Here is a 26,478-nt window from a genome sequence, read left to right as displayed (position 1 = left end):
GGAGACAGCTCATGAGTATTCGCAAGCGTCTGGTTGCCTCGGCCGTCGCCGTGGGCGCGGTGGGTGCAGCGCTCGTCGCTCCCGCCGCCCTCGACACCGCCCCCGCTGCCCACGCCTACGGCAACTACTACGGCGCGATCGCGCTGAACACCTCGACCGGGGACGCCGGACGAGCGTGGGACTACGACTCCTCCGCCGGGGCCGCCGACGCGGCACTCGACTCCTGCGGCTACGGCTGCAAGGTCGTGGTCCAGTTCGTCAACGGTTGCGGCGCGGTCGCCTCGTCACCGTCGTACTGGGGTTACGGTCGCGGCCCGAGCCTCTACAGCGCCCAGTCGAACGCGCTCTACGCCGCAGGCGGCGGCGACATCTACACCTGGGTCTGCACCTCGGGCCACGAATAGTCACCGCCCGCTCTCACCGGCGGGCCACCGGAGACCGTGATGGCGTCAGCGAATCGCTGACGCCATCACGCGTCGGTAGGCGGGGATGCCTGCGACCGGTTCGGCGGCGACGATCGCCGCGATCACCGCGTCCCGGGTGACCTCGGTGGCGACCGCACACACCTGTGCCAGCACCGCGGTGTCGGGGTTCATGCCGGGCGGGATCGCCGGGGTCGGCGCCACCGGGTGCGCCCCGGTGGCCACGGCGAAGATGGTGTCGCCGTCGAGCGGCGAGTGCACCGGACGGATCGCCAGGGCGAGCCCGTCGTGCGCCGACATCGCCACCCGCCGCAACGACGCCGGGGCGAACGCCGCGTCGGTCGCGACGACGCCGATCGTGGTGTTGAGGACGGTCGGCTTGGCGCCGACGTCTGCCAGCGCGGCCACCTCGGCCGGCGCCGGCTGCTGCAGACCCAGTCGAGCCAGCTCGGATTGGCCGACGCCCCAAGGCAATCCGGTATCCGGGTCGATCACCGCACCGACCGGGTTGGCGACGATGAGCGCGCCCACGAGGATCCCGGCGGCCGGGCCCTCCTCGATCCGTCTACTCGTCGTGCCGACACCGCCCTTGAGGGCACCGGCCCGCGCGCCCGCACCGGCACCGACGCTGCCCACCGCAAACTCGCGACCCGCCGAGCGCACCGCCGCGGTACCGAACCCCGCGTCCGGACGGTTCTCCCAGGCCCCGACCGGGAGGTCGAAGATCACCGCGGCGGGAACGATCGGGACAACGTGCCCGTGCGCGTCCATCGGCAGGCCCACGCCGTGGCGCTCGAGTTCGCTCATCACGCCGTCCGCGGCGGCCAGCCCGTAGGCGCTGCCACCGGTCAGGACCACGGCATGGGCGGTGGTGACGGTGTTCGAGGGATCGAGCAGATCGGTTTCGCGGGTACCCGGACCACCACCGCGTACGTCGACGGCCGCGCACGGGCGCGGCCCGTCGATCCGGGTCACCGTGGTGCCGCTGCACCAGCCGGTCCCCGGCGGGTCGTCGGGGCCGCCACCGCCGACGGTCACCTCGGCATCGATGCGGTGGTGATGGCCGACGGTGATCCCGTCGATATCGGTGATGCGGTTGCCCGCCTGCGCCATTCGGGCGTCCGACTCCCCCGTCACATCAACGCCCTTGCTCACCAAGAGGCCTCGCTCACATCATTCTCCGCTCACATCAAGGCCTCGACGAGGAGTTCCTGCATCACCGTCAGCCAGTGGTAGACGTCGAGATGGGCGGCATGCGGATGACCCTCGGGCAGCTGGTCGGGGGTGTCCTCGGAGATACCGAGCATCGCGCCGAGAGCCAGCCGGACGTCGTTGAGCGCGGTCAGCCAGTCGAGAGCCTGTGCCTCGGTCAGGGCGATGTCGCCACCGCCGGCGGGCAACGAATCCAGCAAGGTCCGGGCGGCCCCGAGTTTGGCGTCGATGATCTTCGGCTCGTTCAGGCTGCGCATCGCGGCGTTGAGGTCGCCATTGATCATCTCCGCTTCCAGGTCGCGCTCCTGGTCGGGACGATGGAAATCGGGCAGCAACCGGCCAAGGGTGAGATCGGTCGGCGGCGACGAGTGGCCCGTGCGGATGCCGGTCATCGCAGCGAGTTCGTCGGTGGGCGCGCTCGATTCCCGTTCGGTGAGGAGGTCGGTCATCGAGGTCACCATCGACGCGAGCAGCTCGACCTCATGGCGTTCGAGGTTGGAGCAGATCCGCATCCGCGAACCCCGACCCTGCCTTTTCCAGGTGCGCACGCGCGCTCAGCAATCCCGCTGCATCGTCGCCCACAATCCCGCGGCATGCAGCTTTCGGACGTCGGACTCCACCTTGTCGCGGCCACCGCTGGACACCACCGCGCGCCCCTCGGTGTGCACCTGCATCATCAGCTCGTTCGCCCGGGCCTCGGAGTAGCCGAAGATCTTCTGGAAGACGAAGGTGACATACCGCATCAGGTTGACCGGGTCGTCCCACACGACCGTCATCCACGGGCGGTCGAGGTCCGATGCGCCCTCGGCGACGGTGGGTTCGGCGACGGCCGCACCACCGGGAGTAGCCTCATGCGCACGCATTCCGTCAGGCGCCATACGTCCAAGGGTAAGGGATCAACAACGTGGACAACACCGCCCTGCTGACCGATCACTACGAGGTCACCATGGTCCGCGCAGCGCTGCGCCACCCGATCGCGCACCGCCGGTGCGTCTTCGAAGTGTTCGCGCGGCGCCTACCCGACGGCCGCCGCTACGGTGTGGTCGCCGGTACCGGACGGGTCATCGACGAGCTGGCACGCTTCCGATTCGGCGACGAGGAGATCGCGGTCCTCGAACGCTTCTGCGACGCCGAGACGATCGCCTGGCTGCGTGACTACCGGTTCTCCGGTGACATCGACGGCTACCGCGAGGGTGAGCTGTACTTTCCCGGATCCCCGATCCTGACCGTGCGCGCGAGTTTCGCCGAGGGGGTACTGCTCGAGACCCTGATCCTGTCGATCCTCAACCACGACAGTGCGATCGCGTCGGCGGCGGCGCGGATGGTCAGCGCTGCCGGCAACCGGCCGATCATCGAGATGGGGTCGCGCCGCACCCACGAGCGGGCCGCGGTCTCCTCGTCGCGGGCGGCCTACATCGCGGGCGTCGCGGCCACCTCCAACCTGGAGGCGGCCCGCACCTACGGGGTGCCGAGTGCCGGCACCGCCGCGCACGCGTTCACCCTCGGCTTCGCCGGACCCGACGGCCCCGACGAGAAGGCGGCCTTCGCCGCGCAGATCGAGGCGCTCGGTGTCGGCACCACGCTGCTCGTCGACACCTACGACATCACCGCCGGGGTCCGCAACGCCATCGAGGTCGCCGGACCCGAACTCGGGGCGGTGCGCATCGACTCCGGCGACCTCGGCGTGCTCGCCCGACAGGTCCGCGATCAGCTCGACTCCCTCGGCGCCACCGGCACCAAGATCGTCGTGTCCGGCGATCTCGACGAGTACGCCATCGCCTCGCTGCGCGCCGAACCCGTCGACACCTACGGGGTGGGCACCTCCTTGGTCACCGGTAGCGGTGCGCCCACCGCCGGCATGGTCTACAAGCTCGTCGAGGTCGACGGCACCCCCGTCGCCAAACGGGCCAGCCACAAGGAATCGCGGGGTGGTGCCAAGACCGCCGTCCGCGCGGCCCGACCCAGCGGCACCATCGTCGAGGAGATCATCCACCGCACGGGCGATCCGCTGCCGGACACCCACGGGCTCGTCACCCGCGACCTGCAGATCCCGCTCGTCCGTTCCGGCGAGCCCGTCGACGATCTGCCGAACCTGTCCGACGCGCGCGACCACCTCGGCCGCGGCCTCGTGAGCCTGCCGTGGGAGGGACTCGGCCTGTCGCACGGTGATCCGGCGGTGCCGACGCGCTACGTTCTGGGTTGAGCATTCCGGGCCACCGCCTTCCCGTCGCCCGTCACCAGCCGCCCTGTCCACCGCCCCCGAGGAGAATCATGAGCAGCCCGCAGTCCGGCGAATGGTCCGGCCCGGCCGACGCCCTGGTCATCGTCGACGTCCAGAACGACTTCTGCGAGGGCGGTGCGCTGGGCGTCCGCGGGGGTAACGCCGTGGCGGGTGCGATCAACAGCATCCTGGGCGACTACCGGACCGTGGTGGCCACACGCGACTATCACATCGATCCGGGTGCGCACTTCTCCGACGACCCCGACTACGTCGACTCGTGGCCGCCGCACTGTCGGGTCGGCACCGATGGTGTGGCGTTCTCGCCCGCGCTGGACACCTCGACGGTCGCCGATGTCTTCTCCAAAGGCGAGTACAGCGCCGCCTATTCGGGTTTCGAGGGCGCCGACGACGACGGGGTATCCCTCGAACGGTGGCTGCGCGTGGCCGGGGTGAACTCGGTGGACGTCGTCGGGATCGCCACCGACCACTGCGTGCGTGCCACTGCCCTCGACGCCGCGCGCGCCGGTCTGCGTACCCGCGTGCTGCTCAACTTCACCGCCGCCGTCGACACATCGACGGCCAAGGCCGCGCTCGACGAGATGCGTTCGGCGGGAATAACTCTCGACGGCGATCTGCTGTACAGTGGCGCATCCGAGGAGTCCTGAGCCGCACCCATGACCGATCTTCCCTCGGTGACCGAGCTGCTCGACGCGGCGGTCACCGCATTGTCCGGCCGTCGTCGCGACGGCCAGCTGCGCATGGCCAACGCCGTCGATCACGCCATCGACGTCGGCGAGCATCTCGCCGTCCAGGCGGGCACCGGCACCGGTAAGTCACTGGCCTACCTGGTGCCCGCGATCCGGCATGCCGTGGCCTCCGGCGACACGGTGGTGGTGTCGACGGCGACGATCGCGCTGCAGCGCCAGCTCGTCGAGCGGGATCTGCCACGGCTCGCCGATGCCCTGGCCGGCCCGCTCGGGCGCAAGCCGACCTTCGCGATCCTCAAGGGCCGCTCGAATTACCTGTGCCTGCACAAGATCCACGCGGGCGCCGTCGAGGAACCCGATACCGAGCTCTTCGATGCCTTCGAGCTGTCCCGGACCGGCCGCGAGGTCACCCGGCTGCGGGAGTGGACCTCCGACACCGAGACCGGTGACCGCGATGACCTGTCCCCCGGGGTCGCCGACCGCTCCTGGCGACAGGTCAGCGTGTCGGCGCGGGAGTGTCTGGGAGCAACCAACTGCTCCTACTCCGAGGACTGTTTCGCCGAACGCGCGCGCCGAGCCAGCGCCCAGGTCGACGTCGTCGTCACCAATCACGCGATGCTGGCCATCGACGCGCTCAGCCCGGCCAACGTCCTGCCCGATCACGACGTGGTGATCATCGACGAGGCGCACGAGCTCGTCGACCGCATCACCTCGGTCAGCACCGCGGAGGTCTCGGCGGCAGCGGTGGCCAACCTGTCCAAGCGGGTCGGCAAACTCGTCGACGAAGAAACCGTCGATGCGCTCATCGGTGCCGGTGAGCACCTCGGTGAGCTCCTCGATGACTGTCCGCCCGGCGAGTGGACGGCCATGCCGCCTGCGGCCGGCGCCACGCTGACGGTGCTGCGCGACCGCCTGTGGGCCACGCGTGGTGCCATCGGGCCGGTCCGCGGCCTCGGGGCGAGCGGCGACGAGGGTGCCGCCGCGGCCCGCTCGGCCGCGCTCACCGGACTCGAGGATCTCCACGACACGATCGTGCGGCTGCTCGGGGCGTTCTCCGAGCCGGAGGTGGCCAAGCGTCGTGACGTGGTCTGGGTGGGCCACGAGCGGGTGGGCCGCGGGCCATCGGCGAGCACCCGCCCGGTGCTACACATCGCACCGCTGTCGGTCGGCGGGTTGCTGCGCAGCACCCTGTTCTCCACCTCCACGGTGATCCTGACCTCGGCGACGCTGACCATCGGCGGTTCGTTCGACGCGCTGGCCGCCACCTGGGGGTTGCCGGCTTCGGGGCGCGGTGCAGACACCCCGGCCGCCGACGAGGTCGATGACCCGGGACCGGACGGGTCATCACGGGACGGGTCTGGGCGAGACAGGTCTGGGCGAGACAGGTCTGGGCGATCCGCGGTGGCCGCGCGGACGGCGACCGCGACGGGCAAGGCCGCCCCGTCGGACGAGGGTACGGTCCGCTGGACCGGTCTCGACGCCGGCTCACCGTTCGACTATCCGCGCTCGGCGATCCTTTATGTCGCCCGCCACCTCCCACGGCCCGGGCGCGACGGACTGGCCCCGGCGACCCTCGACGAGATCGAGTCGCTGATCGGTGCCGCCAACGGACGCACCCTCGGTTTGTTCTCGTCGATGCGGGCGGCGCGCGCGGCCGCCGATGCATTGGCCGACCGCGTGTCGGTGCCGATCCTGTGCCAGGGTGACGACACCACCTCGACGTTGGTCAAGCAATTCGCCGAGGACCCGGAGACCTGCCTGTTCGGCACGTTGTCGCTGTGGCAGGGCGTCGATGTGCCCGGGCCGTCGTTGAGTCTGGTGCTCATCGACCGGATTCCGTTCCCCCGGCCGGACGATCCGCTGCTCACCGCCCGTCAGCGCGCCGTCGACGCCCGCGGCGGCAACGGTTTTCTGTCGGTCGCCGCCAACCATGCCGCCCTGCTGCTCGCGCAGGGCGCCGGTCGGCTGCTGCGTTCGGTCGACGACCGTGGTGTGGTCGCGGTGCTCGATTCGCGTCTGGCGACCGCCGGATACGGCGGCTACCTCGCGGCGTCGCTACCACCCTTCTGGCGGACCACCGACCCCACCGTGGTCCGGTCGGCACTGAGCAGGCTGACAGGGGTGCCCGTACGCTGATCCTGGCGCGCGGAGCGCTCCGAGCGACAAGAATGGGTACCACGCCCCGGCGCAGAGGCCGCGGTGAGCAACGACGCATCCTCGCACCGACACGCGGTCGGGGTGAGAAGGGAGACCGTCTGTGATCGGCCGGATGGGCATCGACGACATCCAACCCTTGGTTTCGGCGGGCCAGTATCCAGCCAAAGCCGTTGTCGGAGAAACGATCCCGATCAGTGCGACCGCGTGGCGCGAGGGCCACGACGCACTCGGGGTCACTGTGCGGATCGAGGCCCCGCGCCGACGCGTCTACGAGATCACCATGACGCCGTCGATCGAGCCCGACCAGTTCAACGCCGTCTTCGTCCCCGACACCGAGGGCTACTGGACGTTCCGCGTCGAGGCCTGGAGCGACCCGTACACGACCTGGCGGTCGGCGATCGTCAAGAAGATCGAGGCCGGTCAGTCCGCTGCGGACCTGGCCAACGACCTCGAGATCGGCGCGCGCGTGCTCTCCCGGGCCCGCGACCAGATCGCCCCCACCGAACGCGGGGTCCTCTCCGACGCGATCCGCCTGCTGCGCGCCGAGGACATGTCCCTGTCGACGCGGGTCGCCCCCGCCATCGCCGACGCCGTCACCTCACTGCTGCACCAACACCCGGTCCGCGAGATGGTCACCAAGAGCCGCAACCACCGCGTCTGGGTGGATCGCCGACGCGCGCTGTTCGGCTCGTGGTACGAGATGTTTCCGCGCTCGACCGGCGGATGGGACAACGAGGGGCGCCCGGTGCACGGCACCTTCCTCACCGCGGCGCAGGATCTGCCCCGCATCGCCGACATGGGATTCGACGTCGTCTACCTGCCGCCGATCCATCCGATCGGCGAGGTCAACCGCAAGGGCCCCAACAACACCCTGATCGCCGGAGCCGAGGACGTCGGCTCGCCCTGGGCGATCGGGTCCCGCGACGGTGGCCACGACGCCATCCACCCGCGCCTGGGCAGCGAGGAGGATTTCACCTACTTCGTCGGACGGGCGCGCGAACTCGGCATGGAGATCGCACTCGACCTCGCATTGCAATGCGCCCCGGACCACCCGTGGGCCACCGAGCATCCCGACTGGTTCACGATCCTGCCGGACGGCACCATCGCCTACGCGGAGAACCCACCCAAGAAGTACCAGGACATCTATCCGCTCAATTTCGACAACGACCGCGCCGGCATCTATGCAGGTGTGCTACGCGTGGTGCTGCACTGGATCAATTTGGGCGTCAACATCTTTCGCGTCGACAATCCGCACACCAAGCCGCCGAACTTCTGGGAATGGCTGATCACCGAGATCAAGAAACGCCATCCCGACGTGTTGTTCCTGGCCGAGGCATTCACCCGCCCCGCACGACTCTACGGACTGGCGCGCCTCGGGTTCACGCAGTCCTACACCTATTTCACGTGGAAGACCGCGCGCTGGGAGCTCGAGGAGTTCGGCAACGAACTCGCCGCACACGCCGACGAGGCCCGGCCGAATCTCTTCGTCAACACCCCGGACATCCTCCACGAGAGCCTGCAGCATGGTGGCCCGGGCATGTTCGCATTGCGGGCGGCGCTGGCGGCGACCCTCTCCCCGACCTGGGGTGTGTATTCGGGATACGAACTCTACGAACACCTGCCGGTCCGGGAGGGCAGCGAGGAGTACCTCGATTCGGAGAAGTACCAACTGCGCCCACGCGATTACAAGGCGGCCGCGTCCCGAGGGGAATCCCTGGAACCGTGGATCACCTCGCTCAACGCGATCCGGCGTCGTCATCCGGCTCTGCAGCAGTTGCGCAACATCACCTTTCACCACATCGAGAACCCGGCGCTGATCGCCTACTCCAAGATCGACCCCGCCTCCGGGGACCGGGTACTGGTCGTCATCAACCTCAATCCATTCGGCACCGAGACCGCGACCCTGTGGCTCGACATGCCCGCCCTCGGTTTCGACTGGCAGGACCACTTCGGGGTCCGCGACGAGGTCACCGGAGAGGAGTACACCTGGGGTCAGGCGAACTACATCCAACTCGAACCGTGGCGCGCGGTGGCCCATATCCTGGCCCTGCCGCCCCTCGATCCGGCGCTCGCGCAACAGCTTTCCTACCGCATCCGGTGAGGAACGAGGAGAGGACGACGACGTGACCAATCCCCCGCAATTCCCCACCCCCGACGATCCCCGGCCCACGGCCTCGCCGGCGTGCGGCGAGCCCGACCCGAACGCCTCCGGCCACGATCTGCGACGGATCGATGCCCTGACCCATCCCGACCCGCATGCCTTCCTCGGCGCTCACGACACCGGGACCGGTTTCACCGTGCTGCGGACGCTGCGTCCCACCGCGACGTCGGTCACCGCGGTCATCGGCGGCGTCGACTATCCGATGACCGCCCAGACCGACGATCTGTTCGTCGTCGCGGTCCCGATCGAGGGTCTCATCGACTACCGCTACCGCGTGGAGTATCCCGACGGCGCGGGCGGCCACGAGTCCTACGTCGTCGCCGACGGTTATCGCTTCCTGCCGAGCGTCGGCGAGACCGACCGCTACCTGTTCGGCGAGGGCCGCCACGAGCGTTTGTGGGAAATCCTCGGGGCGCGGCCGGTCAGCTACACCACTCCCGACGGCGAGGTGTCGGGGACCGCGTTCTCGGTGTGGGCTCCGAACGCCCACGGCGTGGCGGTGATCGGCGATTTCGACTGGACCGGGCGCACCGCGCCGATGAGATCGCTGGGCTCCAGCGGCATCTGGGAGGTCTTCCTGCCCGACATCGGCGCGGGCACCCAGTACAAGTTCAAGGTGCACGGCGCCGACGGGGTGATCCGGGAGAAGGCCGACCCGATGGCGTTGGGCACCAACCTGCCCCCGGCGACCGCGTCGGTGGTGACCACCTCGGCGCACGAGTGGTCCGACGACGCGTGGATCGCCACCCGTGCCGCCTCCGCACCGGCCACCGAACCGATGAGCATCTACGAGGTGCACCTCGGGTCGTGGCGAATGGGGTTGTCCTACCGGGAGATCGCCGAGCAACTCGGCGACTACCTCGTCGAAAAGGGCTTCACCCACGTCGAATTCCTGCCGGTCGCCGAGCACCCCTTCGGCGGCTCGTGGGGATATCAGGTCACCAGCTATTACGCGCCCTCGGCCCGGTTCGGCCACCCCGACGACTTCCGGTATCTCGTCGACCACCTGCATTCGCTCGGGATCGGCGTACTCGTCGACTGGGTGCCCGCCCACTTCCCCAAGGACGAATGGGCATTGGCGCGTTTCGACGGCACCGCCCTGTACGAACACGCCGACCCGATGCGCGGCGAGCAACTCGACTGGGGCACATACGTCTTCGACTTCGGCCGCCACGAGGTACGCAACTTCCTGGTCGCCAACGCGCTGTTCTGGTTCGACGAATTCCACATCGATGGCCTGCGCGTCGACGCGGTCGCCTCGATGCTCTACCTCGACTACTCGCGCCCGGCCGGCGGCTGGCGTCCCAACATCTACGGTGGGCGCGAGAACCTCGAGGCGGTGCAGTTCCTACAGGAGACCAATGCCACTGTGCACAAGCATTTCCCGGGCGTGGTCACGATCGCCGAGGAATCGACGGCATGGCCGGGCGTGACCCGCATGACCGATCTGGGCGGGCTGGGCTTCAGCTTCAAGTGGAACATGGGCTGGATGCACGACACGCTCGGCTACCTCGGGCGTGATCAGGTTCACCGCAGCTTCCACCACCACGAGATCACCTTCTCGATGATGTACGCGTGGAGCGAGAACTTCGTCCTGCCGCTCTCCCACGACGAGGTCGTCCACGGCAAGGGCACACTGTGGACCCGGATGCCCGGCGACTCGTTCACCAAGGCCGCCGGGGTCCGCGTGTTCCTGGCATATCAGTGGGCGCATCCGGGCAAGCAATTGCTGTTCATGGGACAGGAATTCGGTCAGACCGGCGAGTGGGCCGAGGACCGCAGCCTGGATTGGTCACAGATGTCGGGCTGGGAAGGCGAATTGCATTCGGGCATCTCGGCTCTCGTGACCGATCTCAACCGGGTCTACCGACAGACGCCGGCCTTGTTCAGCGCGGACACCGACCCGGCGGGTTACGAGTGGATCGACGCCAACGACACCGCCAACAACGTCATCAGCTTCCTTCGATACGGAGCCGACGGTTCGGTTCTCGCATGTCTGTTCAACTTCTCCGGCTCCGATCGCAGCAACTACCGCGTCGGGCTTCCGGTGGCGGGCACCTGGGCCGAGGTCCTCAACACCGACTCGTCGGCGTATTCGGGTTCCGGTCAGGGAAATCTGGGCAGCGTCGTCACCGACGACCAACCGTGGCACGCCCGTCCCGTCTCGGCGACGGTGATGCTCCCGGCGAACTCGGCGATCTGGCTGGCCCCGGTCCCGGTCGACTCCCCGACCGATTCCGCTCCGACATCGCCGTGATCGCCCACGTCGGTTGATACCCCCGACGGCGCCGGGTCGAGATCCTCGACCCGGCGCCGTCGTCTGTGTGGCCTGCGAGACGCCTTGCGCTTTCACTATTCAGCGTTACTATGTACTAGTAGTCAGCAACACTGAGTAGTACTTCACACCCCGAGTATCGGAGGACGCGTTGGGCAAACAAATGACCGAGATGCTCAAGGGCACGCTGGAGGGCATCGTCCTGGCGATCCTGAGCCTGCGCGCGGCCTACGGGTACGAGATCACCGCGGCACTGCGCGAGCAGGGTTTCACCGACATCGCCGAGGGAACCGTCTACGCGTTGCTGTTGCGCATCGAGAAGCGCGGACTGGTCGACGTGGAGAAGGTGCCGTCGGAGAAGGGTCCGCCCCGAAAGGTGTACTCCCTCAACGCCTCCGGTCACGAGTACCTCGACGAGTTCTGGCGCACCTGGGATTTCCTCACCGACCGGCTCGACACACTTCACCACCGAAAGGAACAACCGTGATGCTCACCAAGATCATCGGCGACAAGAAACGTTGGCGCGCATACAAAGCGCGGAGGGACGCATTACCGGACCATCTGCGCACCGTCCTCGAGGCCGTCGAGCACTACATCTATTACTTCGCCTCCTCGGAGACCGATGCCCTGATGTCGTTGCTCACCGACCTCGCCGACCTCTTCGAGCAGGCCGCCGCCGACCGGACCCCGGTCGCCGACCTCGTCGGCGACGACCCGATCGAGTTCGCCGAGGGATTCCTGCGCAATTACCCGGAGGCGTCGTGGATCAGCAAGGAACGCAAGCGATTGACCACGGCGCTCGATCAGGCGATCGCCGCCGAGGCGAGCAACCCCGACACAGACACCCCGGAGCGTGAGAAATGACCGCCGAGCCCGCCATCTCCGTTGCCGGACTGCGTAAGTCGTTCAAGGAACTCGAGGTCCTGCGCGGGGTCGACTTCGAGGTGGCGCCCGGCAGCATCTTTGCCCTGCTCGGCTCCAACGGGTCGGGCAAGACCACCACGGTCAAGATCCTCACCACGCTTGCCCGGCCCGACGCCGGCACCATCCGGGTCCTGGGTCACGATGTCACCCGGCAGCCACAACTGGTACGCGAATCCATCAGCCTGACCGGACAATTCGCGGCGGTCGACGACATCCTCACCGCCCGCGAGAACCTCGTCCTCGTCGCCCGGTTGCGCCATCTACCCGACGCCGACGCCGTGGCCGAGCACCTGCTGGACCGGTTCTCGTTGATCGACGCCGCCGACCGTCGGGTCGCCACGTTCTCCGGCGGGATGCGACGACGACTCGACATCGCCATGAGCCTGATCGGCGAACCACCGGTCATCTTTCTCGACGAACCCACCACCGGACTGGATCCGCAAGCGCGCCTGGAGGTCTGGGAGTCGATCACCGACCTCGCCCGACGCGGTACCACGGTGCTGCTGACCACCCAGTACCTCGAGGAGGCCGAACACCTCGCCGACCGAATCGCGATCCTCCATCAGGGGCGCATCATCCAGAACGGCACCCTCGCCCAGCTCACCGCGCTCCTCCCGCCCGCCGAGGTCGAGTACGTCGTCAAGCAGCCCTCGCTCGAAGACGTCTTCCTCGCGGTGATCGGCGAGGACACCACCCGTACGACCAAGGAGCCGTGATGGCCACACATTTCGCCACCGACACCACTGCCCTACTCGGCCGCACCCTGCGGCATGTGACGCGCAGCCCGGACACGATCATCACCACCGCGGTCATGCCGATCGCCTTCCTGCTGCTGTTCGTCTACGTCCTCGGCGGTGCGATCCAGACCGGTTCGGGCCCCTACATCGACTACCTGTTGCCGGGCATCCTGCTGATCACGGTGGCGTCGGGGATCTCCTACACCGCGTTTCGGCTGTACTCGGACATGGCCGGTGGGATGGTCGAGCGCTTCCAATCCATGCCGATTGCACGCTCGGTGACCCTGTGGGCGCATGTGCTGACCTCGTTGCTGGCCAACATGGTGGCCGTGGCCATCGTGGTGCTGGTCGCGGTGGCAATGGGGTTCCGGTCGAGTGCCGGCGTCCTCGGGTGGCTCGCGGTGGCCGGCATCCTCGTCGTCTTCACCCTCGCGCTGACCTGGGTCGCGGTCATCCCCGGGCTCACCGCGAAGAGCGTCGACGGCGCGAGTGCATTCTCCTACCCGCTGATCTTCCTGCCGTTCATCAGCTCCGCATTCGTGCCGACCGAGTCGATGCCCGGACCGGTGCGGGCATTCGCCGAGCATCAGCCGGTGACCTCGATCGTGAACAGCATTCGCGCACTGTTCGCCGGGCAGCCGGTCGGCGGCGACCTCTGGATCGCCCTGGGATGGTGCGTCGGCATCCTGGTGATCGCCTACGCCGCCGCGATGGTCGTCTACCGACGCAAGGTGTCGTGAACTCCATGACCCGCGCTCCGGCACGGCTCTGGTCGAACCGCTATCGGTTCAGCGCGGGTCGGACTCAGAACAGGGCACTCGCGAGCTTGCGCCGGGCGGCGACGACGAACGGCTCGGCCGGATCGAACAACTCGAAGAGCTCGAGCAGCCGGGTGCGGGCGCGGGTGCGGTCGTCACCGGCGGTCGCGCGCACCACCTCGATGATCCGATCGAATGCCGCCTCGGGCTGCTGGGCGAGCAGAAGCACGTCGGCCGCCGCCAGTTGCGCGTCGACATCTGCGGCCGCGGCGGTCTCCACGATGGCCGGATCGTGGGCCTGGGCCCGTAGCACGAACTCGAGGTTGCGTGCAGCCGAGGCGGCCTCGACGTTGTCGGGCTCGGCCTCCACGATGGCCCGGTACGCGCCGAGTGCGCCGTCGAAGTCCCCGGAGTCGAGCAACTCCTCGGCGGCGTCCATCCGTGGATCTGAGGCCTCGGGCTCCGGCTCGTCGGCGTCGGGCACCCCGGTGAGGTGACCGCCGACCTGGGAGAGGATCTCATCGATCCACGCGGTGATCTCCTGCTCGCTGCGTACCCCGTTGAACGCGGCGACCGGTTGGCCCGCGGCGATCGCCACGACCATCGGGATCGACTGCACGCGGAAGGCCTGGGCGATACGGGGATTGGCGTCGACGTCGACCTTGGCGAGCACCCACTGCCCGCCGGCCGAGGCCGCCATGCGCTCGAGCACCGGCGAGAGCTGCTTGCAGGGCTCACACCAGGTGGCCCACAGGTCGACGACGACGAGTTGCCGTGTCGACCGGGCGAGCACGTCGGTCTCGAAGGTCTCCTCGGTCACGTCCAACACCGATCCGGGGGAGGCGGAACCCGGCGAGCTCGGGCCGGATGCCGGCGGTCCGCCGGGAGCTGCGGAACGCTGTGGTTGCGCGCGTTGGGCTTCCGCGCGTTCCTTCAGTGCGGACAGGTCGACTGCACCGGACATCGCGACAGCTGCGGCCGCCTGCTGGGCTGCGGCTGCCTGTGCCCTGTTGGAAGGTCTGCTCACCCCTACAGTGTGTCATGACCGCGCGTCGCGCTCACGCGCGTGAGGTGCGCTCACCTCTGTCGGGCGCGGCGACCACCCCGGCGGCCACGACCGCGAACGCGAGGGCGATCAACACCGGTGTGAGGCCGAGACGCAGACTCGAGTGGCCGCTGATCACGCCGACGATCGCCGGCCCGGCGAGCATGCCGAGATAGCCACAGCCCACCACCATCGAGATCGCCCGCCCGCTCGAGTGCTCGGTGAGATTGCCCGCGGCGGTGAAGATCTGCGGGATGAGCCCGGCCAGTCCGATCCCGAAGATCGTCCATCCGATGATCGCGGCGATCGCCGAGGAGGTGGTCGGCGTCGACGGGACGAGCACGATGACCATCCCGACGGCTCCGATGACCGCACCCCCGCGCACCACCGACACCGGTCCCACACGTGCCGCGATGGGATCGACGACGAACCGGGCGACCATCATCGCCGCGCTGAAACTCGCGAAGGCGATGGCGCCGACCGCCTCCCGGGTGCCGAAGGTCTCGACGATGTGCAACGCACTCCAGTCGTACGACGTGCCCTCGGCGAGCATCAGCACGAACGCCAATGCCGCCATCACCGACAGGCGTCGCAGGTCCACCTCGCGCCACCACCGGGCGCGTGGGGCATCCGGCGAGGCCGGGACCCCTGGTTGGGGCGACTCCGTGTCGGCGTCACCGCCGGGGGCGCCCTGCGCCGAAACCGAGACCGGGGCACCACCCCGGGCGACGATTCCCCGTGCCGCGACGGCAACCACGACCAGCCCGATGCCGGCGAGCACCGCCACCGTCGCCACCACCGGCCATTGCATCCACAGCCCCAGGGCCACCGCACCGGAACCGAGAAGTCCACCGACGGAGAAGAAACCGTGAAACGCCGACATGATCGGGCGTCGATAGATCCGTTCGACGACGACGGCCTGCGCGTTCATCGACACGTCGAGAGAACCGTTGGCGAACCCGAAGAGGGCGAGCGCGCAGGCGAGGCCGACCGGGTCGGTGGCCAGGACCGGACCCAGCATGGCCGGGCACAGGACGACCGCTGCGGCGATCGTGGTGGGTCGCGAGCCGACGCGGTCGATCAGATGCCCGCACACCTGCATCCCGACGAAGGCCGCCGCGCCCACGAGCAACAGCAACCCGCCCAACAACTCGTGCGAGGTGCCGGTGCGTTCGGTGATGACCGGGATGTGGGCCACCCAGAGCGCGGCCAGAAAGCCGTTGAGGCAGAAGATCGCGGTCACACCGGCACGAGATCGACCCAGATGCTCGGGCGCCGTCGACCGCCCGGAATCGGTCAATTCTCCAGATGGGCGTCGACCCGGGCGACCTTGCCCGCCAATTCGCCGGTGTGCCCCGGCCGGATGTCGGCCTTGAGTACGAGCCCGACGCGCGGGGCGAGCGCCGCGACAGCTTCGGTGGCCTGCTTGACCACGGCCATCACCTCGTCCCACTCACCCTCGATGTAGGTGAACATCGCGGTCGTCTGGTGCGGCAGTCCGGAGTGGCGAACCACGCGCACCGCCTGCGCCACCGCGGCGCTCATGCCGCCGTCGTCCTCGACCGCGTCGCCGCCCGACGGCGTGATGCTGAATGCGACGATCATCGTTGCGTCCCCATCAGCGGAGTATCTCAGGCAGCCGAGTATCTCAGGCAGCGGCCGCTGCGTTGCTCGTCGACTCCGACACCGACAGCTCGGCGAGGTGTCCGTTGCGCCGGGCCCACCACTCGAAGACCAGGGTCCCGAACGGCGGGATACTCGAGAACAGGGCCAGCCCGGTGACCTTCACGCTCCAGCGCAGGGAGAACGCGGTCAGCAGCGAGACCACGACGAACACCATGAACACGATCCCATGCGTCATGCCGGGGATCTGCACGGCCTCGTCGTGGCCGAGCACCCATTTGAAGAACATCGCCACGAGCAGCGCCGCCCACGTGATGGCTTCGAGCACGGCGACGAAGCGGAATCGTTTGGCGGGCGTGGACAGGTCGAAGAATTGCCTCATGCGCTCCATTGTGCCGGAGCCGCGGACAACCTACGACATCCCGTAGTAGCCGTACGCGATCCGACGTGACCCACATCACGGGCACCACGGGATGGTTGCGGTGTCGATCAGGCCCTGGAGGTCAGACCTGGGGAGATCAGACTCCGGCGCTCAGACCTCCGGCGCTCAGGCTCTGGCGATCAGGCTCTGGAGATCAGGCCTTGGGAACCCGGACGATCAGCGCATCGCCCTGTCCACCGGCGCCACAGAGCGCCGCGGCGCCGACGCCGCCACCGCGCCGTTGCAGTTCCAGCGCCAGGTGCAGGGTGATGCGTGCTCCGGAGGTGCCGATCGGGTGGCCGACGGCGATCGCCCCGCCGTTGACGTTGACGATCGACTCATCGACGCCCAGGGACTTCGTCGAGGCCAGCCCGACGGCCGCGAACGCCTCGTTGATCTCGATGAGGTCGAGGTCGGTCGGCGCGATCCCGGCGCGGTCACAGGCCTTGCGGATGGCATTCGCGGGCTGCTGCTGCAGCGACGAATCCGGACCGGCGACGACGCCGTGCGGACCGATCTCGGCGAGCCAGTCGACGCCGAGTTCGGTGGCCTTGGCCTTGCTCATCACGACGACCGCGGCCGCCCCGTCGGAGATCTGCGAGGAGTTGCCCGCGGTGATGGTGCCGTCCTTGCGGAAGGCAGGCCGCAGACCGGCCAGCGAATCGGCGGTGGTGTCGGCACGGATGCCCTCGTCCTCGGCGAACTCGATCGGATCGCCCTTGCGCTGCGGGATCGACACCGGAACCACCTCGTCGGCGAAGACACCGTTCTTCCAGGCCGTGGCGGCGAGCTGATGGCTGCGCGCAGCGAACTCGTCCTGCTCGGCGCGGGAGAACCCACGATATTCATTCCCCGTCGCTCCGCTCGCCCCGAGGTCGTTGCCCTGCTCGGTCAGCGCACCCATCGGCTGGTCGGTGAACGCGTCGAACAGGCCGTCGTAGGCCATGTGGTCGACGAGTTCGGTGTTGCCGTACTTGAAGCCGCTACGGCTGCCCGGCAGTAGGTGCGGCGCCTGGGTCATCGATTCCTGACCGCCGGCGACCACCACGTCGAACTCCCCGGCGCGGATCAGCTGGTCGGCGAGTGCAATCGAGTCGATTCCCGACAGGCACATCTTGTTGATCGTCAGCGCGGGTACGTCCCACCCGATGCCGGCCTTGACCGAGGTCTGGCGTGCCGGCATCTGTCCGGCACCGGCGGTCAGGACCTGACCCATGATCACGTACTGAACCTCCGAGGCGGCCACCCCCGAGCGCTCGAGCGCACCCTTGATGGCGATGGCACCGAGGTCGACGGCACTGAAACCCTTGAGAGAGCCGAGCATCCGGCCGAACGGCGTGCGTGCGCCGGCGACGATCACCGACGTCGTCTGATCTGGGGACATGAGGACCTCCACGACTCTGACCGCGGCACCAACCGAGCGGTCGCTCTGTATTTTGTCGCCTCTAACGCTACCGTTAGGCCATGAGTACTTCCGCAGCTGACCCCGCCACCACCGCCCAATCCCCGGCCGCACTGATCTCCGATCTCGTCCTCGCGATCGATCACGTCGGCATCGCCGTGCCCGATCTCGACGCCGCCAAGCAGTGGTACGCCGACAATCTGGGATTCGTCGAGCTCCACGAGGAGACCAACGACGAGCAGGGCGTGCGTGAGGCGATGATCGGCCCGCAAGGAGGTGACGGTGCCGTCATCCAACTCCTCGCGCCGCTGACCCCGGAGTCGACCATCGCGAAATTCCTCGATCGCAACGGCCCCGGCCTGCAGCAGCTCGCGGTACGGGTCACCGACGTCGCGGCGGTGATGGACCGCTTGACCGCGAACGGCGTCCGCGTGCTGTACCCACAGCCGCGTCGCGGCACCGCCGGCTCCCGGATCAACTTCGTACACCCCAAGGACGCCGGCGGGGTGCTCCTCGAACTGGTCGAGCCCGCGGCGTCCGCCCACTGAGACCACCGGGTCGTCTGCGTGGCCGGGGAGGGACCTTCGTCCTCCTCGGCACGTGCGGGTGCTGCGATTAGACTGGCCCGCATGTCAGCCCCTGCACCCAAGCAGCAGTTACCGTTCGCGATCGTGATGCGCGGGTACGACCGAGAACAGGTCGCCGACCGCCTCCGGCGCATCGACGCCGACATGCGGGTGCTGGCCGCGGATCGCGACGCGGCCACCGCGCATGCCCGCGAACTCGCGGCGCACCTGGCCGATGCCCGCGACGAGATCGAGGAGTTGCGCCGCGAGGTCGACAAGCTGTCGGTGCCGCCGACGTCGGTCACCGGCATGAGTGAACGGCTCTCACGGATGTTGCAGCTGGCCTCCGACGAGGCCTCGGAGATGCGTGCCGAGGCGAGTGCCGAAGCGGCCGAGACGGTGTCCGTGGCTCGCCAGGAGGCCGAGGACACCCAGCGCAACGCCGCCGAGGAGGCCCAGCGGATCGTCGCCGACGCGCGCGCCCGGGCGAGCAAGATCGTCGGTGACGCCGACGAGTACTCGGCGAAGACGCGCAACGAGGCCGACGCCATCAAGGCCGAGGCCGCCGCGGACGCCGAACGCGCCGCCGCCGAACGCGCCGACCGCGCCGCCGCAATGGAGTCCGAACACGAGAAGACGATGGCCGCAGCCAAGGCCGAGGCGCAACGGATCCTCACCAAGGCGCGCACCGAGACCGAGGAACTCCGGCGCCGCACGGCACAGGAGTTGCAGGACGCGCGGACTCAACACGACGCGGAACTGTCCGCCCAGCGATCCGAGGCGAACGCCCTCGCCGCCGACATCGAGAGCACCGCGCGGGCCATCGCCACCGAACGGGTGGCGCGCTCGCGCGAACTCGGCGACCGCGTCACGAAGGCACGCGACGAGATCGTCTCCGAGTTCTCGCGGATCTCCGAGCGTCTCGCCGAACTCCCGGCGTTGTTGAACACCGAGGTCGATGCCGAGCTGACCACCGCGTCCGAACACAGCGACGCCGAACTGCTCAACACCCTGTTGTCACGCGACGCGCAAATCGACACCGAGCCGTTCCAGAAGGCCACCGGCCACAACGGCCGCCACGCAGGCAAGCGCGCCGATACCGCACCGATCCATACCGCCCCACTCGAGGTCGAGCAGAACTGATCGGCTGAGCACAACCGATCAGAACAGTCGGAACTCCGTGCTCTCGGCCCCGCGGAGTGCGTCGTAATCGAGTACGAGACAACGGATTCCGCGGTCCTGGGCCAGGGTGCGCGCCTGCGGCTTGATCTGCTGCGCGGCGAAGACCCCGCTCACCGGGGCGAGGAGCGGATCGCGGTTCAGCAATTCGAGATACCGCGTGAGCTGCTCGACACCATCGATCTCGCCGCGCCGCTTGATCTCCACTGCGACGGTCGCGCCGTCGGCGTCGCGCGCAAGGATGTCGACCGGGCCGATCGCCGTCATGTACTCCCGGCGGATGAGGGTGTGGCCGGGGCCCAGGGTCTCGACGTGTTCGGCGAGCAACTCCTGCAGATGGGCCTCGACGCCGTCCTTCACCAGTCCCGGATCGACGCCGAGTTCGTGGGTCGAATCGTGTTCGATCGAGGTGATGGTGATCCGCAACTCCTCACCGGCCTTGTTGGTCACCACCCAGTAGGCGACCACCTCGTCGTGCGCGCAGGCGACCTCTTCGGGCACCGGCTCCTCGGCCAGCCAGCAGGGCGGGCTCATCCAGTTCAGCGGCTTGTATGCGCGGTCGTCGGCGTGCACGCTCACCGACCCGTCGGACTTGATGAGCAGCAACCGACGCGCCATCGGCAGATGGGCCGTGAGCCGTCCGACATAGTCCACTTGGCATTCCGCGATCACCAGACGCACAGTCGGCAGCTTAACTGCTCGCCCCACGTCTCGAAGAACCCCACTCCGAGTGCGGCGGCGGAAATCCCGTCCGGTGATCCGCGGCCGAAACACGCACACGTCACGGGCGCCGAAAGGACTCCAGCTGGAATTCCTCGGCGTCGCGGACCGCGGCCTCCATCGTCGAGTGCACGTGCGGCAGGGTGGGATCGAGACCCCGGAGTTGTTCGGGCGCATTCAGATTCGGCACCACGAAGTCGGAGCGATGACTGTCCACGCTCTCCCGTACCACGCCATCGGGATCGACGAGCATGGCGCGCTGCCCGCGCACATCGGTGGTGTGTTTGATACCGAGCAGCATCGTCCGGGCGACCGGATCGATCACCCCGACGCGCGAGATCTCGACGATTGCGACATCGAGGTCGTCGAGATCGGACTCGATGCGACGCAGGGCACGCTCGGCGCCGGCGAAGGTCAGATCCCCCTGCAGTTCATATACCCGTACCCGGTCGCGACAGGTTCGCAGGTAACTGCGCTGCAGTTCGTCCCAGTCCGCGCCGACCTCGAACTCACCGATCGAGTACACCGACCGGATGGACACCCGGCTCTCGCGCGTCACATTGAACATGTGCAGGCCCAGGTCGCGGGACAACCGGCGACAGGTATCGACACCACGGACGCTGTTGCCGTGCTGATCGAGGCGCGGTGAGTACACACCGATCCCGAGTTGGCCGGGGAGCACCGCCAGAATGCCGCCACCGACCCCGCTCTTGGCCGGCAGACCCACCGAGGTGACCCAGTCCCCTGCGCCGTCGTACATGCCGCAGGTGGTCATCACACTCAACAGCCGCTGGGCCACCTCGTTGCTCAGCACCCGCCGACCGGTGCGCGGATTGACCCCGCCCGCGGCGATCGTCGCGGCGATCGCGGCGAGGTCGTCGCTGGTCACCCGCAGCGAACATTGACGGAAGTAGAGGTCGAGGGCCGCCTCGGGGTCGGTGTCGACCGCGCCGAAACTGTCGAGCATGTAGACGATGGCGCGATTACGGGAACCGGTGGCGGCCTCGGAGGCGTAGACCTGCTCATCGATCGTCAGATGTCGCCCGGCGCAACCGGAGTAGAACTCGACGAGTTCGTCGAACGCCTTGTCCACGGCACCGGCCGGCAGCGACCGGACCGGCGGCAACAGCATCGACGACGCCAGGATCGCGCCGGCATTGATCATCGGATTACGCGGACGGCGCCGCTCGTCCACGCTGATCTCGTTGAACGCCTCACCCGACGGCTCGACGCCGATCTTCGCATCCACCTCCGCCACATCGAGGCGGGTCAGCGCGAGCGCATAGGTGAGCGGCTTGGACACCGATTGGATGGTGAACTCGACGCCGACGTCACCGAGCGAATAGGTGTTGCCGTCGTGCATGCACATCGACAGGGCGTAGCCATCGGCGTCGACGGCGGCGAGTTCGGGGATGTAGTCGGCAACCGCTCCGGAACGATCGGGCGCGCATTCATCCATGATGTGGCGCAGGTATCCGTGGACATGGGAGATCGGCACGGCACCAATCTATCCGGTGCGGCAGTCATCCCGCGCCGATCCCGCGGCGAGGCGGACCGCTGACATCGACGGCGGGCGCCGCCCATCAGTTCGGGGCGAAACGCGTGTCACGCACCACCACACCGTCAGCGAAGCGGTACGGGTTGGCACACAGCAGACCACCGAAATGCTTACGGAGACGGGAGATCTCGGCTCTCACGGTAATCGTGCGGTCGGCGACGCCGAAGAGGTTCTGCGACAGTTCGGCCGCACGAAGCCCACCGGGTTGCGCGGCGGCGAGCATACCGAGAATCTGCGCATGCCGAGGCGAGAGGCGTTGGGTCCAGCTGCCGGCGAATCCCTCGACGCGCACCACCACGCCGGTGCCGTCGGCGCCGATCACCACCTCGGTGGGCCGACTCGGATCGGTGGCCTCAACCGTCCGGAGTAGCCATCCTCCCGGCAGTGGTTCGATCTCGCACAGGCCGAGGTCGGGTACGGCCGTGCGGCCGGGTGCGAGTCCCGTCGGGATGCTCAGTCGCGCCCGCGGTGCCACCGATCCCACTGCGGCCACCCAGCCGTCGCGGTCGACGGCCATGGCCGGACCCTCGGTCCGCGCGAGTATGGGCGCGGCGACCGCCCGGAGCTGGTCGAGAACGCGTCGATGGTGTTCGCGCAGCCGGGATTCGGCGAGCCGGGCAACGGTGTCGACCAGGGCCAGCGTGGTCGGGTGGATCGTGGCCGCCGGACCACTGACGTCGACCACCCCGAGCACGTCGCCGCTGCGTGGATTGCGGATGGGCGCACCCGCACAGGTCCATGTGTGATGGGTGCGCACGAAGTGCTCCGCGGAGAACACCTGAACCGCCCGCCCCGACTCGAGGGCGGTGCCGATTGCGTTGGTACCCACCGACGATTCCGCCCAGCACGCACCCTCGACGAAACCGAGCCGGTCGGCCCGATGCAGCACCTGGTTGGCACCGCTGCGCCAGAGCACATGCCCGGCCGCGTCGGCGACGACGAGAATGTTGTGGCCGTCGGAGATCACCGCATCGAGGCCGAAGGTCAGGTCGTCGAGGACCTCGTGCAGTCCCGACTCGTTTCGACGCACCTCGATCTCGGCCACGTCGAGAGTTGCCGCATCTGGACCGTGGTCTGGGTCGACCCCGGCGCCGAGGACACGTCCCCACGATTCGCTGATGACCTGGCGGGGACGGGCCGGCGGCTTGTCGCCGGCCATCGCTGCGTCGTACACCGCCGAGAGGACAGCCGCGAACTGGCGCGGATCGTCGCCGGCGGCGACGGCGGGCTCGAGTCCGGCTGGCAGTGTCGACACCTCACGATTGTGCGCTCGGTCACAGCCGATTCGCAAAGACACCACCGGGGTTGCATCGGGTTGCAGTCCCGTGCCCCGCACGTCGCAACTGCCCCGCACGTCGCAACGGGATGCAACCCTTGCCGTCACGCATCGACGGCGCGTGTGCTGTGAGTCACATCAGAGATGACCGAAGGGAGCTGGCATGACCCAGACACTCGAACCCGATGTGGCGACCGCCGCAGACCAACCGCCCACACCACAACAGCGCGCCACCCGGTGGCTCGATCGATTCGAGACCGCACTCGCCGCACGCGACATCCCGGCAGTGACCTCGATGTTCGCCACGGACTCGTTCTGGCGCGACCTGGTGTCGTTCACCTGGAATCTGAAGACGGTCGAAGGCCGCGAGCAGATTGCCGACATGCTCGGCGAGCGCCTTTCCGACACCGCCCCGTCGGGCTTTGCCACCAGCGAACCGGCCACCGACGACGAGGGGGTGGTCTCGGCGTTCATCGAGTTCGAGACGGCGACCGGCCGGGGCGTCGGGCATCTGCGTCTACGACCCGACGCCGACTCCGGCGAGGACCAGGCGTGGACCCTGCTGACGACCCTGCAGGAACTCAAGGGCCACGAGGAACACAGCGGCCCGACCCGGGTCATGGGAGCGGTTCACGGATCCAACCCCGACACCCGATCCTGGGCGGAGCGCAAGGCCGACGAGGAGGCCGAGTTGGGGCGCACGCGTCAGCCGTATGTCCTCGTCGTCGGTGGCGGTCAGGGCGGCATCGCACTCGGCGCCCGACTACGCCAGCTCGGCGTTCCGTCGATCGTCATCGACCGTCATGATCGCCCCGGCGATCAGTGGCGCAACCGCTACAAGTCGCTGTGCCTGCACGATCCGGTCTGGTACGACCACCTGCCGTATCTCCCCTTCCCGGAGAACTGGCCGGTCTTCGCACCCAAGGACAAGATCGGCGACTGGCTCGAGTTCTACACGCGGGTCATGGAAGTGCCCTACTGGTCGAAGACGACGTGCGAATCGGCGACCTACGACGAGGACGAGGGCCGCTGGACCGTCGAGATCGATCGCGACGGCGAGCATCTGACCCTGCACCCCGATCAGCTGGTCCTGGCGACCGGTATGTCGGGCAAGGCCAACGTGCCCACCTTCCCCGGCCAGGACGTGTTCACCGGTGAGCAGCACCATTCCAGTCAACACCCCGGGCCCGACGGCTACGTCGGCAAGAAGGTGGTGGTGATCGGCTCCAACAACTCCGCGCACGACATCTGTAAAGCTTTGGTGGACAACGGCATCGATACGACCATGGTGCAGCGATCCTCGACGCACATCGTGAAATCCGACTCGCTGATGGAGATCGGTCTCGGCGCCCTGTACAGCGAGCAGGCGGTGGCGGGCGGGATGACCACCAAGAAGGCCGACCTGACCTTCGCCTCGTTGCCCTACCGGATCATGCACGAGTTCCAGATCCCGCTGTACGACCAGATCCGCGAACGCGACAAGGATTTCTACGCTCGCCTCGAGGCGGCTGGCTTCGACCTGGACTTCGGTGACGACGACTCGGGCCTGTTCATGAAGTACCTGCGGCGCGGCTCGGGCTACTACATCGACGTCGGCGCCTGCGAACTCGTTGCCGACGGCACCATCAAACTCGAGCACGGCGACGTCGACCATCTCACCGAGAACAGTGTCGTTCTCGCCGACGGCACCGAGTTGCCGGCCGACGTCGTGGTCTACGCGACCGGCTACGGCTCGATGAACGGGTGGGCCGCGGACCTGATGGGCCAGGAGATCGCCGACAAGGTCGGCAAGGTGTGGGGACTGGGGTCCGAGACCACCAAGGATCCCGGGCCGTGGGAAGGCGAACAGCGCAACATGTGGAAGCCGACGCAGCAGCCCGGTCTGTGGTTCCACGGCGGCAATCTGCATCAGTCGCGGCACTATTCGCTGTATCTGGCGCTGCAGCTCAAGGCGCGGTATGAGGGAATTCCCACCCCGGTGTACGGCTTGCAAGAGGTCCATCATCTGAGCTGAGTTGCCGCCGACGCCGAGCCGGGTCGCTTCGGGAATCCCCGCGGCGGCCCGGCTCGCGTCGTGTCCGGTTTCCGAACCCACACGCGTGTGCCAGACGCGTGTGCCGGGCGCGCGAGAGTGAGAGCATCGAAGCGCACACCCCGAACACCGCCGATCGGAGCCGCCATGCCCTCCCGCAAACTGCTCGCCGCCTATCTCCCGACGCCGGGCGGCGAGGACGCGCTGGCCCTCGGGATCGCTCTCGCCGGTCCGTTCCATGCAGCACTCGACGTCTGCATGGTCCTGCCCCCACCACCGCAGGGCGGCGACGGCGGCGCCGACGCCGACCCGGTCCGGAAGACCACGGAGATGTTGGACGCCCAAGCCGCCGACTGGTTGTCGGAGGCGGTCGGCCGCATTCCCGACGAGGTGGTCGCCGAGGGGCACATCGCCTTTCACGAGAACGCCGCCGAGGGCCTGGTGGCCGAGGCCGAGTCGACCGGAAGCGCGGCCATCATCGTCGGCGGTTCGGGAGGGGGCATCCGAGGACGTCACGCACTCGGATCGGTGGTCAACGACCTGCTGCACATCTCGACGAAGCCGGTGGTGATCACGCCGCTCGGGGCACAGGAAACCGCCCGCCCGCCGCGTCGGATCACCTGTGCCATCGGCCGCCGGCCCGGGGCGACACCACTGCTGCGCGCCGCGGTCGACGCGTGTTCGCGGTCCGGTCTCCCTTTGCGTCTGGTCTCGTTGGTCACCAGCGACGATGCCACGGCCCATCGCGACGGTGACAAGACAGGAGATGACGAGAAACAAGCAGTGGCCCACGCCACCGAACAGCTCGCCGAGCATGTGGCGACCATCGGCGCACAACTGCCCGACGGTCAGGAGATCACCTCCGAGGTGATCACGGGCGACACCATCGAGGATGCCGTCGCATCGCTGGAGTGGACCGCCGAGGACATCATTTTCGTCGGCTCCAGCCGCCTCGCTCGCCCACAGCAACTGTTCTTCGGGGCGACGGCGTCGAAGATGCTGCGTGCGTTGGCCATTCCCATGGTCGTGGTACCCAAGGATCCCGACTGAGCGGACACCCTCCCGAGTGGCTTCACCATGAT

At 68.2% G+C, this 26,478-nt stretch carries 25 protein-coding genes; 14 read left to right on the top strand and 11 right to left on the bottom strand.

The features are described from left to right. Positions 1 to 11 precede the first annotated feature (11 nt). A complete protein-coding gene (locus AC5ZH6_RS09945; RefSeq protein WP_006371571.1) occupies positions 12 to 404 on the top strand; it encodes a DUF4189 domain-containing protein in 393 nt (130 codons plus the stop codon). A gap of 45 nt (positions 405 to 449) precedes the next feature. Here the strand turns inward: AC5ZH6_RS09945 and AC5ZH6_RS09940 are convergent, their stop codons facing one another. The 3 genes from AC5ZH6_RS09940 to clpS all read right to left on the bottom strand — a co-directional run bounded on the left by AC5ZH6_RS09940 (position 450) and on the right by clpS (position 2,512). Continuing rightward, a complete protein-coding gene (locus AC5ZH6_RS09940) occupies positions 450 to 1,535 on the bottom strand; it encodes a P1 family peptidase (protein ID WP_035728491.1) in 1,086 nt (361 codons plus the stop codon). A gap of 71 nt (positions 1,536 to 1,606) precedes the next feature. Beyond that, a complete protein-coding gene (gene aosR / locus AC5ZH6_RS09935) occupies positions 1,607 to 2,182 on the bottom strand; it encodes an oxidative stress transcriptional regulator AosR (protein WP_014359660.1) in 576 nt (191 codons plus the stop codon). Positions 2,183 to 2,188: 6 nt separating this feature from the next. Next, positions 2,189 to 2,512, bottom strand: a complete 324-nt coding sequence (gene clpS / locus AC5ZH6_RS09930; RefSeq protein WP_026920197.1) for an ATP-dependent Clp protease adapter ClpS — start codon at positions 2,510 to 2,512, stop codon at positions 2,189 to 2,191. Between the two features lie 68 nt (positions 2,513 to 2,580). On the opposite strand from clpS, the gene AC5ZH6_RS09925 reads away from it, so the two are divergent. The 9 genes from AC5ZH6_RS09925 (at position 2,581) to AC5ZH6_RS09885 (ending at position 13,556) form a co-directional block, all read left to right on the top strand. Beyond that, positions 2,581 to 3,837 carry a nicotinate phosphoribosyltransferase gene (locus tag AC5ZH6_RS09925; RefSeq protein ID WP_210739326.1) on the top strand — a complete coding sequence of 419 codons (1,257 nt, stop codon included), beginning with the start codon at positions 2,581 to 2,583 and terminating at the stop codon, positions 3,835 to 3,837. 68 nt (positions 3,838 to 3,905) lie between these two features. Continuing rightward, positions 3,906 to 4,520 (top strand): isochorismatase family protein, encoded by a 615-nt coding sequence (locus AC5ZH6_RS09920; RefSeq protein WP_006371576.1) that lies wholly within the window; start codon positions 3,906 to 3,908, stop codon positions 4,518 to 4,520. A gap of 9 nt (positions 4,521 to 4,529) precedes the next feature. Beyond that, a complete protein-coding gene (locus tag AC5ZH6_RS09915) occupies positions 4,530 to 6,698 on the top strand; it encodes an ATP-dependent DNA helicase (protein WP_006371577.1) in 2,169 nt (722 codons plus the stop codon). A gap of 121 nt (positions 6,699 to 6,819) precedes the next feature. After that, complete coding sequence (locus AC5ZH6_RS09910; RefSeq protein ID WP_006371578.1) at positions 6,820 to 8,820, top strand: maltotransferase domain-containing protein; 2,001 nt, start codon at positions 6,820 to 6,822, stop codon at positions 8,818 to 8,820. A gap of 22 nt (positions 8,821 to 8,842) precedes the next feature. After that, positions 8,843 to 11,137: a 1,4-alpha-glucan branching protein GlgB gene (glgB, locus tag AC5ZH6_RS09905; RefSeq protein WP_006371579.1), complete on the top strand. Its 2,295-nt coding sequence runs from the start codon at positions 8,843 to 8,845 to the stop codon at positions 11,135 to 11,137. Between the two features lie 169 nt (positions 11,138 to 11,306). Next, a complete protein-coding gene (locus tag AC5ZH6_RS09900; protein WP_006371580.1) occupies positions 11,307 to 11,642 on the top strand; it encodes a PadR family transcriptional regulator in 336 nt (111 codons plus the stop codon). Then, the gene (locus AC5ZH6_RS09895) at positions 11,642 to 12,019 is read left to right on the top strand and encodes a DUF1048 domain-containing protein (protein WP_006371581.1); all 378 of its coding nucleotides are present in this window, start codon (positions 11,642 to 11,644) and stop codon (positions 12,017 to 12,019) included. Before AC5ZH6_RS09900 ends, AC5ZH6_RS09895 begins: the two co-directional genes overlap by 1 nt. Further along, positions 12,016 to 12,795: an ABC transporter ATP-binding protein gene (locus tag AC5ZH6_RS09890; RefSeq protein WP_006371582.1), complete on the top strand. Its 780-nt coding sequence runs from the start codon at positions 12,016 to 12,018 to the stop codon at positions 12,793 to 12,795. Before AC5ZH6_RS09895 ends, AC5ZH6_RS09890 begins: the two co-directional genes overlap by 4 nt. Further along, on the top strand, positions 12,795 to 13,556 hold the full coding sequence (locus tag AC5ZH6_RS09885) for an ABC transporter permease (protein ID WP_006371583.1): 762 nt from the start codon (positions 12,795 to 12,797) through the stop codon (positions 13,554 to 13,556). Before AC5ZH6_RS09890 ends, AC5ZH6_RS09885 begins: the two co-directional genes overlap by 1 nt. 64 nt (positions 13,557 to 13,620) lie before the next feature. Here AC5ZH6_RS09885 and AC5ZH6_RS09880 read toward each other — a convergent pair whose 3' ends face one another. From AC5ZH6_RS09880 to AC5ZH6_RS09860, 5 genes are all read right to left on the bottom strand, one after another. Next, positions 13,621 to 14,538, bottom strand: a complete 918-nt coding sequence (locus AC5ZH6_RS09880) for a tetratricopeptide repeat protein (protein ID WP_006371584.1) — start codon at positions 14,536 to 14,538, stop codon at positions 13,621 to 13,623. Positions 14,539 to 14,632: 94 nt separating this feature from the next. Continuing rightward, positions 14,633 to 15,919, bottom strand: a complete 1,287-nt coding sequence (locus AC5ZH6_RS09875; protein ID WP_035728493.1) for an MFS transporter — start codon at positions 15,917 to 15,919, stop codon at positions 14,633 to 14,635. Next, positions 15,916 to 16,224 (bottom strand): thiamine-binding protein, encoded by a 309-nt coding sequence (locus AC5ZH6_RS09870; protein WP_006371586.1) that lies wholly within the window; start codon positions 16,222 to 16,224, stop codon positions 15,916 to 15,918. Before AC5ZH6_RS09870 ends, AC5ZH6_RS09875 begins: the two co-directional genes overlap by 4 nt. Before the next feature lie 43 nt (positions 16,225 to 16,267). Then, a complete protein-coding gene (locus AC5ZH6_RS09865; RefSeq protein ID WP_014359651.1) occupies positions 16,268 to 16,633 on the bottom strand; it encodes a DUF3817 domain-containing protein in 366 nt (121 codons plus the stop codon). Positions 16,634 to 16,817: 184 nt separating this feature from the next. Then, entirely contained in the window at positions 16,818 to 18,047 is a 1,230-nt protein-coding gene (locus AC5ZH6_RS09860) for an acetyl-CoA C-acetyltransferase (protein WP_006371588.1), read from the bottom strand. Positions 18,048 to 18,127: 80 nt separating this feature from the next. Between AC5ZH6_RS09860 and mce the strand changes: the two genes are divergently transcribed. Both mce and AC5ZH6_RS09850 read left to right on the top strand, forming a co-directional pair. Beyond that, positions 18,128 to 18,613: a methylmalonyl-CoA epimerase gene (gene mce, locus AC5ZH6_RS09855; protein ID WP_006371589.1), complete on the top strand. Its 486-nt coding sequence runs from the start codon at positions 18,128 to 18,130 to the stop codon at positions 18,611 to 18,613. Positions 18,614 to 18,694: 81 nt separating this feature from the next. Beyond that, positions 18,695 to 19,774, top strand: a complete 1,080-nt coding sequence (locus AC5ZH6_RS09850; RefSeq protein WP_014359650.1) for a coiled-coil domain-containing protein — start codon at positions 18,695 to 18,697, stop codon at positions 19,772 to 19,774. 18 nt (positions 19,775 to 19,792) lie between these two features. Here AC5ZH6_RS09850 and nucS read toward each other — a convergent pair whose 3' ends face one another. The 3 genes from nucS to AC5ZH6_RS09835 form a co-directional block, all read right to left on the bottom strand. After that, positions 19,793 to 20,491 (bottom strand): endonuclease NucS, encoded by a 699-nt coding sequence (nucS, locus tag AC5ZH6_RS09845; protein ID WP_014359649.1) that lies wholly within the window; start codon positions 20,489 to 20,491, stop codon positions 19,793 to 19,795. A 100-nt stretch (positions 20,492 to 20,591) separates the two neighbouring features. Further along, a complete protein-coding gene (gene glsA, locus AC5ZH6_RS09840) occupies positions 20,592 to 22,028 on the bottom strand; it encodes a glutaminase A (protein ID WP_006371592.1) in 1,437 nt (478 codons plus the stop codon). An 85-nt stretch (positions 22,029 to 22,113) separates the two neighbouring features. After that, positions 22,114 to 23,343, bottom strand: a complete 1,230-nt coding sequence (locus AC5ZH6_RS09835; protein ID WP_035728495.1) for a helix-turn-helix domain-containing protein — start codon at positions 23,341 to 23,343, stop codon at positions 22,114 to 22,116. A 184-nt stretch (positions 23,344 to 23,527) separates the two neighbouring features. Between AC5ZH6_RS09835 and AC5ZH6_RS09830 the strand changes: the two genes are divergently transcribed. After that, the gene (locus AC5ZH6_RS09830) at positions 23,528 to 25,378 is read left to right on the top strand and encodes an NAD(P)/FAD-dependent oxidoreductase (protein ID WP_006371594.1); all 1,851 of its coding nucleotides are present in this window, start codon (positions 23,528 to 23,530) and stop codon (positions 25,376 to 25,378) included. Positions 25,379 to 25,543: 165 nt separating this feature from the next. Next, positions 25,544 to 26,446, top strand: coding sequence for a universal stress protein (locus AC5ZH6_RS09825; protein ID WP_006371595.1), 903 nt, complete (start codon positions 25,544 to 25,546; stop codon positions 26,444 to 26,446). Positions 26,447 to 26,478: the final 32 nt, after the last annotated feature.

Source organism: Gordonia sp. YC-XJ4, from assembly GCF_059511865.1.
The sequence above is the reverse complement of the archived record's forward strand: the minus strand, read 5'-3'. Positions and strand labels throughout refer to the sequence as shown.